11 protein-coding genes are annotated in these 12276 nt (G+C 72.4%); 4 read left to right on the forward strand and 7 right to left on the reverse strand.

Features of this window, described 5'->3' with window-relative positions:
- Nucleotides 1-61: 61 nt before the first annotated feature.
- The 5 genes from ACFY01_RS09650 to ACFY01_RS09670 form a co-directional block, all read right to left on the reverse strand.
- Nucleotides 62-472, reverse strand: coding sequence for a PIN domain nuclease (locus tag ACFY01_RS09650; RefSeq protein WP_390735118.1), 411 nt, complete (start codon nucleotides 470-472; stop codon nucleotides 62-64).
- Nucleotides 469-702, reverse strand: a complete 234-nt coding sequence (locus tag ACFY01_RS09655; RefSeq protein ID WP_390735119.1) for a type II toxin-antitoxin system VapB family antitoxin — start codon at nucleotides 700-702, stop codon at nucleotides 469-471. The genes ACFY01_RS09650 and ACFY01_RS09655 overlap by 4 nt, the downstream gene beginning before the upstream one ends.
- 64 nt (nucleotides 703-766) lie before the next feature.
- Nucleotides 767-1786 (reverse strand): aldo/keto reductase, encoded by a 1020-nt coding sequence (locus tag ACFY01_RS09660; RefSeq protein ID WP_390735120.1) that lies wholly within the window; start codon nucleotides 1784-1786, stop codon nucleotides 767-769.
- 100 nt (nucleotides 1787-1886) lie between these two features.
- Nucleotides 1887-3971, reverse strand: a complete 2085-nt coding sequence (locus ACFY01_RS09665; protein WP_390735121.1) for a hypothetical protein — start codon at nucleotides 3969-3971, stop codon at nucleotides 1887-1889.
- Between the two features lie 132 nt (nucleotides 3972-4103).
- The gene (locus ACFY01_RS09670) at nucleotides 4104-4898 is read right to left on the reverse strand and encodes a peptidoglycan recognition protein (RefSeq protein WP_390735122.1); all 795 of its coding nucleotides are present in this window, start codon (nucleotides 4896-4898) and stop codon (nucleotides 4104-4106) included.
- Nucleotides 4899-5097: 199 nt separating this feature from the next.
- On the opposite strand from ACFY01_RS09670, the gene ACFY01_RS09675 reads away from it, so the two are divergent.
- The gene (locus tag ACFY01_RS09675) at nucleotides 5098-6282 is read left to right on the forward strand and encodes a MarP family serine protease (protein WP_390735123.1); all 1185 of its coding nucleotides are present in this window, start codon (nucleotides 5098-5100) and stop codon (nucleotides 6280-6282) included.
- A 12-nt stretch (nucleotides 6283-6294) separates the two neighbouring features.
- Here ACFY01_RS09675 and ACFY01_RS09680 read toward each other — a convergent pair whose 3' ends face one another.
- Nucleotides 6295-6783: a GNAT family N-acetyltransferase gene (locus ACFY01_RS09680; RefSeq protein WP_390735124.1), complete on the reverse strand. Its 489-nt coding sequence runs from the start codon at nucleotides 6781-6783 to the stop codon at nucleotides 6295-6297.
- 71 nt (nucleotides 6784-6854) lie between these two features.
- On the opposite strand from ACFY01_RS09680, the gene ACFY01_RS09685 reads away from it, so the two are divergent.
- Nucleotides 6855-7748, forward strand: coding sequence for a TIGR01777 family oxidoreductase (locus ACFY01_RS09685; protein WP_390735125.1), 894 nt, complete (start codon nucleotides 6855-6857; stop codon nucleotides 7746-7748).
- 163 nt (nucleotides 7749-7911) lie between these two features.
- Complete coding sequence (locus ACFY01_RS09690; RefSeq protein ID WP_390735126.1) at nucleotides 7912-9270, forward strand: NAD(P)/FAD-dependent oxidoreductase; 1359 nt, start codon at nucleotides 7912-7914, stop codon at nucleotides 9268-9270.
- 72 nt (nucleotides 9271-9342) lie between these two features.
- Here ACFY01_RS09690 and ACFY01_RS09695 read toward each other — a convergent pair whose 3' ends face one another.
- Nucleotides 9343-10779 (reverse strand): regulator, encoded by a 1437-nt coding sequence (locus ACFY01_RS09695; protein ID WP_390735127.1) that lies wholly within the window; start codon nucleotides 10777-10779, stop codon nucleotides 9343-9345.
- A gap of 210 nt (nucleotides 10780-10989) precedes the next feature.
- Here ACFY01_RS09695 and lipB point away from each other — a divergent pair, with 210 nt between their 5' ends.
- The gene (gene lipB / locus ACFY01_RS09700) at nucleotides 10990-11832 is read left to right on the forward strand and encodes a lipoyl(octanoyl) transferase LipB (protein ID WP_390735128.1); all 843 of its coding nucleotides are present in this window, start codon (nucleotides 10990-10992) and stop codon (nucleotides 11830-11832) included.
- Nucleotides 11833-12276: the final 444 nt, after the last annotated feature.

Raw genomic sequence — 12276 nt, forward strand, 5'->3', positions numbered from 1 at the left:
GCGGCGCGGACGAGGGCGGCGTCAGCAGATCAGCGCGGCTGCAAGTCAGCCGCTGTGGCGTTCACCTGGTACGGGCGTCCCTCTGTTGGAGCTCTTTGAGCACCCCGGCCACGGTGGCGAAGTCGTTGTCCACGTGGAGGACGGTGTGCCCGTGGTGAATCGCGGTGGCACAGACGAGCAGGTCGATCGCTCCGGCCGCGCGGTGCTGACCTTGCTGCGTCAGCTTGTACTGGGCGGTGTCCACCCAGCGCCAGGCGTTCTTCGGGACCGGGGAGAGGTGGCACAGCGCGTCCAGATCCTCCGCCAGCTCGTCCCGGTGAGACGGACCGGCGGCCGAGTACAGGAACTCAACGCGCGTCGGCTCGCAGATGTGGAACGTCCCGGCGGCGATGTGACTTTCCCAGGACCCCAGTGCTCCCGGGGTCCGGAACAAGTACCACAGCGCCGAGGTGTCGAGCAGGTAGGTGATCACTCGAAGGCCGCCCGCCGCGCACGCTTCATCGCGTCGTACGCGGCCGAGGCCTGCTCGAACTCGCCCCGGGCTCCTCGCTCGGCCAGCCGCTCGGCAGCCTCCAGCCGCTTGATCCGTGCCACGTAGTCACGCAGGGCGGCGTTGACGGTTTCCTTCTTGGTCGTGGTACCCATGAGCCGCATGGCCTCGGCCAGCGCCTCCTCGTCGAGGTCGATCTGAGTCACGGACACGCTGATCAACCCTTTCGTATTGGCGATGTACATGAACACGATACATCGCCAACATGCGGGCGTTTCAGCGGCGGCGCAGGGTCGGGTCCAGTAGGGCGGGTGGGGTGTCGAACTTCTCGTCGGGGGCCAGGTCGGTGCCGGGGGTGACGATCGTGTCGATCGCGTCCAGGACGTCAGTGGAGAGCGTCGTGTCGGCGGCGGCCAGTTGCGTGTGCAGGTGGTCCAGGGTGCGGGGGCCGATGAGGGCGCTGGTGACGGCGGGGTGGGTGGTTACGAAGCCCAGGGCCAGCTGGATCATGGTCAGGCCGGCCTCGTCGGCGAGCTCGGCCAGCTGCTCGACGGCGTCCAGCCTGGCGCGGTTGGCGGGGACGGTGGTGTCGAAGCGCTGCGGCATGAAGGCCGAGCGGCTGGTGGTGATGTCGCGGCCCTCGCGGATCGCGCCCGACAGCCAGCCCGAGGCCAGGGGGCTCCACACCAGGACGCCGAGGCCGTACTGCTCGGTCACCGGCAGGACGTGGGTCTCGATGCCGCGCTGGAGGATCGAATAGCTGGGCTGTTCGGTGGTGTAGCGGCTCAGGTGGTGCTCGCGGGCGGCCCACTGCGCCTGCACGATGCGGTAGGCGGGGAAGGTCGAGGAGCCGAAGTAGCGGATCTTGCCCGCGCGTTGCAGGTCGGTCAGGGCCGACAGTGTCTCCTCGTCGCTGGTCCTCGGGTCCCAGCGGTGGATCTGGTAGAGGTCGACGTGGTCCACCCCGAGGCGGCGCAGGCTGTTGTCCAGTTCGGCGATCAGCCAGCGGCGCGAACTGCCCTGGTGGTTGCGCTCCTCGCCCATCGGCATGCCCGCCTTCGTGGCCAGCACGATGTCGTCGCGGCGGCCGGCGATGGCCTTGCCGACCATCACTTCCGACTCACCGTCGCCGTACATGTCGGCGGTGTCGATGAGGTTGATCCCCGCCTCCAGGGCGGCGTCGACGATGGCGGTGGCCTCCTCCTGGGTGGTGCGTCCGATCCTGCCGAAGTTCATCGCGCCGAGCGCGAGGGTGCTGACCTGTACGCCGGTCCGGCCCAAGGTGCGGTACTGCATGACGTGTCGTGCCTCCTGGCGTCGCGAACAAACGGAACCTCGTTCCGGAACGATACGGAACGAGGTTCCGCTTACGCAAGCGCAGCGGCCGACTGTGGACTCAGGCGCTGCCCGCCCTGCCCAGGTCCAGCAGCCCGGCGGAAGCGGTTCGTTGCTGCGGGAACACCCGGTCGGGGTCCGCGTGCGGGTCCGGGTGGGCATCGGTGAGGTCGCGTACCGCCCTTTCGGCCAAAGCGTTGACGGCCGTATTGAAACGCTCCATGGAAGTCGGGTGGTCCGGGCCCAGAACGTATTCCTTCAGGGTGCGGCGATCGGCGGCCATGGGGTCGTGGTGGGGGGCGCGTACCGAGTCGAGGATTTCCGGCAGGCGGGTGCATTCGCGGTCGAGGAGATAGGCGCCGCCCGCCGTGGTGTACGCGGCGCGGAATTCCTCGTCGGCGAGGTCGTGGGCGTTGGTCAGGACGTACGGCTTGAGGCTCGCGACGAAATCGGCGACCACGGAGGAGACGTCGCTGATGAGGATGTCCGCCTGGTCGAAGCACTCGTAGAGGGTGGGGAGTTGCTTGAGTATGACGTTGTGGCGTACGGGGCCGCGGGACTCCCAGAAGACGCGGTGCCACTCGGCGCGCAGGGCCTGCCACTCGGCGGCGCCGCTCCGGTCGGGGACGCGGGCGTCGCGGGTCTGCTGGGTGTGGTCGCCCTCGCCCCGGCCGGCCAGTTCGTCGAGGCGGGCCTGGATCTCCTGGAGCCGGGGCGCGGCGGCGGCCACCGCGGCCTCCGTCCGCTCGGCGTCCCGCTGCTCGTTGTCGGCCCGCAGCAGGGCGCGGATGGCCTGGTCGGCGGCGGCTGCCTCCGCCGAGCGCTTGCCGGTGAGCGGGTGGGGCTTGTAGATGACGCGGACGTTCTCGGCGAGGAGCTTCTCGATCAGGGGCACGCCCATCGGGATCAGGGACGTGTGGCAGTCGTCGTCGCTCCAGCCCTCCCAGGTGGGGGCGTACAGGACGACGGGCAGCGGGCCGGGGGTGTGGTCGGCGTGCAGGCGGATCGGGGACAGCTGGGGGCGGCCCACCTCGACGATGGCCTCGTCGCTGATGGCGTGGCGTACGCGCTGGTAGCGGTCGCGGCCCGCCCGGCCGGCCACCCAGATCTCGTCGTAGACCTTGCTGACCCGGTTGCTGCTGGCGAGCTTGTCGCTGTCGCCGTGACCGATGAAGACGTGCTTGGCCTCGGCGACGCGCAGCATGTGCACGTTCTTGCCGGCGTTGCCGGGGTAGAGCACGACGCGGACGCCGGACAGGTCCAGCTCGGCCAGATCGTCGGCCTTGGGCACGCAGACGACCGGGATCCAGGTGCGGCTGAGGTGACGGAACGAGGCCTTCTCGCGAAGGACGATCACCGGGCGGCGGTCGAGCTGCTCCAGCGTCTCGATCCACATGTTGACCTGGTACATGAAGTCCCGGGAGACGGCGGCGAAGCTGAAGTACAGGGCCACCTCGGGGCGGTAGCCGGCCAGTTGCCGGTTGACCTCGGCGATCACCTCGTCCCGGCCGGGGGTGCGGCGGGCCGCGCGGAAGTGCCGGAGCAGGGCCAGTACCGCCGCCACGGACAGGCCGGTCGTCAGCGCGTAGCCGATGCCCGCCGGGTACCCCTCCCCCGTCGCCAGCGCGGCCAGCAGCCCCGCGTGGGCCGGCAGGTCGAGGTGGAGGAGCTTGCGCAGGACGCGCCGGTAGAGGAGGGCGGGCGGGCTCTGGGGGATGCCCGCCCCGCTCATGTCGAGGTTGCGCACGACGACCGGCAGGCCGCGCCGGATGCTGATGGCGCGGTGCAGCGCCGAGTACAGCATCACGAGCGCGAAGTGCACGCTGAAGACGGCCAGTCCGGCGATCAGCACCGCGTCCGGCGCGTCCGTCCGGTCGGCCAGGGCGAGCAGCATCACCGTCCTGATGGCGAACCGCATGGTGCGGCTGAGCTGGAGCGTCGCCAGCCGGCGCACGAAGCCGGGGGCGCGGGCGTGCAGCACCTCGTCCGCGAGGTACGTCACCGCCGACGCCGCGGCGAATCCCCACAGGGACGGCAGCAGCGCGAAGACGGGCAGCGCCGCGAAACCGGCGCCGAACAGCAGCACCAGGAATAGCTCGGTCTTCCCGCGCACCCGCAGGGCAGCGCAAAGCCAACGGATCGGCATGGACAAGGATTCCCCCCGGAATTCTGTCTTCTCGCGTGTTTGGCCGGTTCGACAGGGGCCGGTGGCGAAAGGTTGTACACCTGGACGACGGAAATAGTTCATCTTCCGTTGGTAAATACGGAAGGGGAAGTTCTACTTTCGCCGGCCCTGAAGTCGTGCCGCCGTCTCCCGGATGGCCGGGAGCTTCGCGGTGAGGGCCGCACCCGGGCAGGCCGTCATGTAGCCGTCGTTGTGGCCGGCGACGGCGGGGAGGGTGACGGTGGTGCCGTTCTTGAAGCGGCTGTCGCTGCTGCTGGAGACCAGGGCAACCCGTGACCGCGGGTCGACGTCGGCCAGGCCGAGCTTCCAGGCGGTCAGTGCGGCGATCGCGTCCGTCATGGCCCGCGAGACGGGGACCCCGGCGGTGAAGGTGCCGAGGGCGGCGATGCCGGCGGTGCGGTGGTTGAAGCCCAGGGCGTGGGCGCCGGTGACGGCGCGGTCGGCGCCGCCCGCCCGGCCCTCGTAGATGGTGCCGCAGCGGTCGACGAGGAAGTTGTAGCCGATGTCGTCCCAGCTGCGGGCGCCGGTCTGGCCGGCGTAGAGATCGCGGATGATGCGGGGCGTGTCGGCGCAGGCGTAGCTGTTGGGCGAGTCGGTGTGGTGGACGAAGACGGCGACGACCTGGTCGTCGTAGCGCGGTGGCGGCTGGGTGCGCCGGGCGATGGCGACGTCCAGCCATGCGGTGCGCGGCAGGATGCGCGGCCGGGGGGCGCGGTGGCGGGTCACCGGATCCGGCCGGGCCGCCCCGGAGCGGGCCGTCGCGGTCTGGGCGTACCGGGTCCCGGCGACCGTGTCCTCGACTCCCTGGGCGCACAGCGCGGGCGCGAGGACGGCGGCCAGGCCGGGCAGGCAGCCCAGCACGGTGCGGGCGGCGGCGCGGGCGTCCATGGACCCACTGTCGGCTGGGCCCGCTGCGCCCGCGATGTGCGATGTGCCACCTGGCGGAACCATCGTCCTGGTCCAGGACGTTTCTGGGGGTACACGCACACGTGGCCGGATCCAGCGGTGTCCAAGGGTGGCGGGTGCGTGTAACTGATCACTGGGCCCGTCCCACCCGTACTAGGGGGTCCGAGAGAAAGGCGGCTCCGTGGACTTGCTCGACCTGGTGCTTGTGCTGGTGATCCTGGCCTACGCGGCTTCCGGATACCGGCGTGGGCTGGTTGCCGGTTGCGTCTCGCTGGCCGGGTTCGTGGGCGGGGCGGTCGTGGGTGTGTGGGTGCTGCCGTGGGTGATGGACCTCGTCACACGCGGGACGCCCGCGGCGACCGTCACCGCGGTGCTGACGGTGCTGGTCCCGGGCGTCGTGGGGCACGAGCTGGCGGGGCGGCTGGCGCTGCGGCTGCGGCGCGAGCTGGACGAGGGGCCGCTGCGGGTGGCCGACGGGGTCGGCGGGGCGGCGGCGAACTCGGTCGCCGTGCTGATCGTGGCGTGGGTGGCCGCGAGTGTGCTGGGCGCGTCCTCGTCCGTGACGGTGACGACGGCGATCCGTGACTCGGCGCTGCTGGGCGCGGTGCAGAACGCAATGCCGGACACCACGCCGACCTGGTTCTCGCGGGCGACGTCCGCTCTCACCGAGGCGGGCTTCCCGCAGGTCTTCAACCCCTTCGAGAACGAGTCGACGGCCCGGGTCGCCAAGCCCTCCGGCGACAGCGTCACGCCCCGGGCCTCGAAGGCCGCCAGGACGAGCACGGTGAAGATCGAGGGCGTCTCCGGCACCCAGGGCCGCGAGGGCAGCGGGTTCGTGTACTCGCCGGAGCACGTGATGACCAACGCCCACGTGGTGGCGGGCATCGACGATCCGACCGTACGCATCGGGGGCGTCGGGCAGTCGTACGAGGCGCGCGTGGTGCTCTTCGACCCGGACCGGGACGTGGCGGTGCTGTACGTGCCGGGGCTGAGCGCCCCCGTGCTGCGCTTCGACGACAACGCCTCGCGCGGTGACTCGGCGGTCGTCGCGGGCTATCCGCAGGACGGCGACCTCGACCTACAGGCGGCCACGGTGGCGAACCGGGTGCGGGCGACCGGCCAGAACATCTACAGCGACGCCACCGTCACCCGCGAGATCTATTCCATACGGTCGACGGTCCGGCCCGGCAACTCCGGCGGCCCGCTGCTGACCACCGGGGGCCGGGTGTACGGCGTGGTCTTCGCCCGCTCCACCGCGAACGACGAGACGGGATACGTGCTGACGGCGAACGAGGTGTCCTCGGACGCCACGCGCGCGAAGGACGCGACGACGCCGGTGGACACCGGGGAACTGGTCACCTCCTGACCCCGGCGGGAGTCAGAGGGGACGGCCCATGAACACGTCGTCCACGTACTCCCCGCCCAGCAGGAACTCCTCCGGCAGCACGCCCTCGACGACGAAGCCCTCGGACTCGTAGAGCCCCCGGGCGGGGGTGTTGTGCCCGAGGACGCGCAGGGTGATGCGGCGGGCGCCGCGCCGGCGGGCCTCCGCGACGGCGGCACGGATCAGCGCGCGGCCGACGCCCCGGCCGCGGGCCTCGTCGGCGACGGCGAGGCCCTGGATCTGCCGTACGTGCGCGTTGCAGTCGAGCGGGGTGGGGAAGCCGATGCGGACGTACCCCACGGCGCGGCCGTCCGACTCGGCGACCAGGGTGTCCTCGACGGCGTGCCGCTCGGAGAAGAACGGCCGGTACGGCGGCTTCGGCTCGGGCTGCACCGCGTGCAGGTGCGACCAGGTGGCCACGTCGATGCGGGTCAGCGCCTCGTCGTCCTCGGGCCGGGCGGTGCGTATGGAGGGATCGGGCATGCCGGTCACCCTACGGCGGGGTTTCCGGTGCCTCACGGGGTTTTCACGCGCTCAAGGGGCAGGATGGCGGCATGGAACGATCACGCATCGCGGTGACCGGCGCCTCCGGTCTCATCGGCAGCGCTCTGGTGCGGTCCCTGACCGCCGACGGACACGAGGTGGTGCGCCTGGTCCGCCGCTCGGCCCGCGGCGCGGACGAGGTCTGCTGGGACCCGGAGGGGCAGTACGTGGACGCGGCCGGGCTCATCGGCTGCGACGCGGTGGTCAACCTGGCCGGGGCGGGGGTCGGCGACCGCCGCTGGACGGAGGACTACAAGCGCCGGATCCGGGAGAGCCGGGTGCTGGGCACGGCGGCGCTGGCGGAGGCCGTCGCCTCGCTCGACGAGCCGCCGCGCGTCCTGGTCAACGGCAGCGCGATCGGGATCTACGGCGACACCGGGGACCGGGTGGCCGACGAGGACACCCCGCCCGGGGACGGTTTCCTGCCGTCGCTGTGCGTGGAGTGGGAGGAGGCCACCGTGCCCGCTCAGGAGGCGGGCGTACGGACGGTGTTCGCGCGGACCGGGCTGGTGGTGGCGCGCGGCGGCGGCGCGTGGGGGCGGCTGTTCCCGCTGTTCAAGGCCGGGCTCGGCGGGCGGATGGGCGACGGGCGGCAGTACTGGTCGTACATCGCGCTGCACGACGAGGTGGCCGCGCTGCGTCATCTCATCGCCGGGGACGGGCTGTCGGGGCCGTTCAACCTGACCGCCCCGCAGCCGCTGACCAACCGGGAGATCACCGAGGCCATGGGGCGCGTGCTGCACCGGCCGACGGCGTTCGCGGTGCCGGCGCCGGTGCTCAGGGCCGCGCTGGGCGAGATGGCGGGGGACGTGCTGGGCAGCCAACGGGTGGTGCCCAAGCGACTGCTGGAATCGGGGTTCACCTTCGCGTTTCCGGGGATCGAAGACGCGATCCGGGCGGCCTGATGAACTCCTGTGACCATATGCGACCGTCGTGCGACCGTGCCCTGTTCATGCGCGACTGCATCTGACCGATCACGGCCCTAACCTCGATCCGAACTCGGGTATCCCTGGAGCCTGTTGGGGGCATGACGTCTCCACCGGCCGCACAACCTCGAGGAGGGGCCTCGTGCTTGAGCCCGTGTACCAGGTGGACGTCGTCATCGTGGGGGCCGGGACCGCCGGTCTCTCCGCGGCACATCGGCTGACCAGCGCAGGAGTGACGACCGCGGTACTGGAGGCCGCCCCTTACGTGGGCGGCCGCATGTCGACGGAGAAGGTCGACGGTTTCCGGCTCGACCGGATCGGCCAGTTCCTGTCCACGTCGTATCCGGAACTACGCCTGACACCAGGGCTCGACGCCCTCGTCCTGCGCCCCTTCGCGCCCGGCGTCCTGCTGCACCGCGACGGCCGCCGGCAGCGCGCGGGCGCACCAGCGGTCGGAGGGAGCGCAAGGGGCGCACTCCATGCCGTACGCGCCCTGGCGAGCGCTCCCCGGAGCACGGCGGTGTCACCCGTGCGGAAGACCGGCGCACCGGTCGGCGGCGCCGTCGACCAGGCCCGCCTCCAAGCGGCTCTCGCCCGGATCGCCGGTACGCCCGTCGAACGCGTCCTGGCCCGTCCCGAACTCCCCGCCGCCCAGGCCCTCGCCGCCCGGGGGGTGCCCGCCCGCACCATCGACGGCTTCCTGCGCCCGCTGCTCGCCGCCCTGCTGTGCGACCCGGAGCTGACCACCTCCAGCCGGTGCGCCGACCTCGCGCTGCGCTCCTTCGCGAGCGGCCGGCTGTGCGTGCCGGAGGGCGGCGCCGAGGTGCTGCCGGAACTGCTGGCGCGGTCCCTTCCCCCCGGCACCGTGCACACCGGGGTCCGTGCCACCTCGGTCGCCACCACGGCCGTGACGACGGCCGAGCACGGCGTGTTCCGCTGTCGCGCGGTCCTGCTGGCGACCGACGCGCGTGCCGCGGCCGAGCTGCTGCCCGGTCTGCGCGTGCCGGACTTCCATCCCGTCACGGTGGTCCACCACACGACGGACGAGCCGCCGACGACGGGCTCCGCGCTCCTGCTGGAGGCCGACCGCGGCGGCCCCGTCGCGCACACCGCGGTCGTCAGCGACGTCGACCCGAGCCGCGCGCCCGCGGGCCGGGCGCTGGTCTCCTCGACCGTCCTCGGCACTCCTCCCGAGGGCGTCGACACCGCCGTACGCATGCACCTGTCCCGGCTGTACGGCACCTCGACGCGCCGCTGGGAGACCCTGGCCGTGCACCACACGGCCGAGGCCGTCCCCGCGATGCGCCCGCCGCACGACCTGCGGCGGCCGGTACGGCTGATGGCGGGCCTGTACGTGTGCGGCGACCACCGCGACACCAGCACCGTCCAGGGCGCGCTGCACTCGGCACACCGGGCCGCCGCCGCGGTCCTGGCGGACCTGGGGGCGGCGGGCTCGATGCACCGGGCGGACCCACCGGCCACCCTGCGGAAAGCGGCCTGATCCCGGGCGTCCGGCAGGGGGCGGGTGCGGGTCAAGGCCGGGGCAGGGGCGGGTCGGGGTCGGGTCGGGGGCTCACCCGAGCGCCGCGATCCTGTCGCGGTAGCCCCGGACCGGTGCGGCGTCCTTGTAGGGCTCCAGCCGGCGTTCGAAGTCCTTGACGTACTCGATCGCCCGGACCGAGCGCATCTCCGCCGCCTGCCCGGCCGCCTCCGCGCCCAGCGCGCAGGCCTGGTCGAGTTCGCCGAGGCCGAGGCGGGCGGTGGCGAGGACGACCCGGCAGAACAGTCTGCTGCGGGCGTAGGAGGGGGCGCGCAGTTGCAGGGAGCGCTCGGCGTGCTGGGCGGCGGCGCGGAACTGCTGGAGGTCCCGGTGGCAGTGCCCGAACTCGTCGGCGAGCTGTGCCTCGTCGAAGAATCGCGCCCAGTACGGCACCTCGTCCCCGGGCCGGGCCGCCTCCAGGGCGCGCTCGGCCCGCACCAGTGCGCCGGTGCACGCGCGCACCTCCCCCAGCACGCCGTGCGCCCGCGCTTCGGAGGCGTGCAGCAGCGCCTGTACGACCGGCGGGGCGCCGCCCCCTACGCCCTGCTGCGCCACGCGGGCCAGCTGGACCGCTTCCCGGCCGTGCCCGAGATAGACGGCCTGGCGGCTCATGGTGACCAGGACGTAGGAGCCGTAGGTCCGGTCCCCGGCCGCCTGGGCGAGCCGCAGCGCCTGTACGAAGTAGCGCTGGGCGAGTCCGTGCGCGGCGATGTCGTACGAGGTCCAGCCCGCGAGGCGGGTGAGGTCGGCGGCGGCGGCGAACAGGCGGCGGCCGGTCTGCTCGCCGTAGGTGCCGCGCAGCATCGGCTCGCACTCGTGCTCGAGGTAGCGGACCAGGGCCTGGCGGGCGTGGCCGCCGCCGTAGGCGTCGTCGAGGGTGCGGAAGAGCTCGCCGACGGAGCGGAGCGCCGCGATGTCGCCGGCGGTGACCTTCTGGCCCGCGCCGCGCTCGGCCAGCCCGCGCTGGCGGGGCACCACCGGGCGGCCCTGCGCGGGCACCCGGGCGGGCGGCTCGCCGCGGGCCACCTTGTCGTCGGGCCGGCCGATCAGCCAGTCCCGGCTGGGCACGACGAGGCCGGCCGGGGTGAAGGCGATCTTGCGCAGCTCGGCGTGGCTGCCGGAGTCCTTGCGCCACAGCCCGCTGACGATGTCGACGGCCTCCTCGGGGCTCGCCGCGAACTCCAGGCCCGCGTAGACCGGCGCGCAGGCGTCCAGGCCCAGGTCCTGGGCGGTCAGGCGGCGGCCGAGACGCCTGGTGAAGACCTCGGCGATGAGCGCGGGAGTGGTCCCCCGGGGCTGCTGGCCGCGCAGCCACCGGGTCACCGATGTCTTGTCGTATCTGAGATCCAGCCCGTGTTCGAGACCGAGCTGGTCCACGCGACGGGCCAGACCCGCGTTGGAGAACCCCGCTTCTGCGATGAGCGCGGCGAGCTGTCGGTTGGGGGTGCGCTGCGCGGGTCGGTCCGTCATCTGCGGTGCGGTCTCCTGCCTTTCGAACCCAAGCAGCTTGGCCGCTTGTGCCCGGATTGCCTGTGAGCAGCCCTTATGGCCTCGTGAACGGCGCGAATGTAGCGGAGAGTGAACAGGTCATCACATACTTCAGCGTGCATTCATCCGATCGTGTGAGGATTGATCCCCGGGCTGACGCGCGGCGACCGAACTGGCCGGACGTACAGTGGCGTGGGCGCGTTACGTGCCTTACGAGCTTCTAGGGAGGCGCTTGCCGTGAGTGAGTTGCGGTTCGTCCGCATGGGATTCGGTGCCGAGGCCGTGGACTACCAGGTGGCCTGGGACGAGCAGCGCCGGGTGCACGCGGCGCGGTTCGCGGACGAGGTTCCCGACACCGTCCTGCTCCTCGAACACCCCCCGGTCTACACGGCGGGGCGCCGCACCGAGGCCAGTGAGCGGCCCCTCGACGGCACCCCCGTCATCGACGTGGACCGCGGCGGCAAGATCACCTGGCACGGGCCGGGGCAGCTGGTGGGCTACCCGATCCAGAAGCTGCCGCGGCCGGTGGACGTGGTCGCGCACGTTCGGCGCCTGGAGGAGGCGCTGATCCGCACCTGCGCGGAGTTCGGCCTTCAGACCACCCGGGTCGAGGGCCGCAGCGGGGTGTGGGTGCTCGGCGACCCGGTCGAGAAGCGGCCGGCGCTCGGTGGGCTGGCACTGGACTTCGACCCGCGGCTGACCGACGACCAGTTCGACCCTCGGCTGAACGGGCCCGAGTACGCGCCGTCCAACGCCGGCCAGCGGCGGGAGGACCGGAAGCTCGCGCAGATCGGCATCCGGGTGGCCAAGGGCGTCACCATGCACGGCTTCTCGTTCAACGTGAACCCTGACAACCGCTGGTTCGACAAGATCATCCCGTGCGGTATCCGGGATGCCGGGGTGGCCTCCCTCGCCGGTGAGCTGGGGCGCGAGGTGACGATCGAGGAGGTGCTGCCGGTGGTTGAGCGGCACCTCAGGGACGTGCTCGAGAATGCGGAGCTGAAGCCTCGGGAGGTCGAGCGGACGCCGGCGTAGCGAGCCGGGCGGGGCCCCGCTGTTCCTCGCCCCCGCCGCCCCCACCCTTCCCGCCCCCAGGGGCTCCGCCCCTGAACCCCACGGGGCTGCGCCCCCTCACCTCGCCGGGAGCGCCGCCCCCGAACAACCCACCCCACCAGGGGCTCCGCCCCCGGCCCCCTCGCGGGGCTACCGCCCCTGCACCCCGCCGAGGCTCCGCCCCTGAACCCCACGAGGCTGCGCCCCCTCACCCCGCAGAGAGCGCCGCCCCCACCAACAACCCGGGGGGACTCCACCTCTGCAGCCCGCAGGGAGGCGTCTCTCGGAATTCCGGCGGTCGCTGGGAGCGTTGCTCCTGCGCCGCGGGGGGGTCGCACCCCCAGAGCCCGCTCCTCGGGTGCCGGAGGGGCTGGATTGGTACGGGCGTACCCTGGTGTACGCCGAAGAATCGAAGCTACAGGGAGC

Source organism: Streptomyces sp. NPDC001480 (assembly GCF_042894725.1).
In the GTDB taxonomy this organism is placed as follows: Bacteria; Actinomycetota; Actinomycetes; order Streptomycetales; family Streptomycetaceae; genus Streptomyces.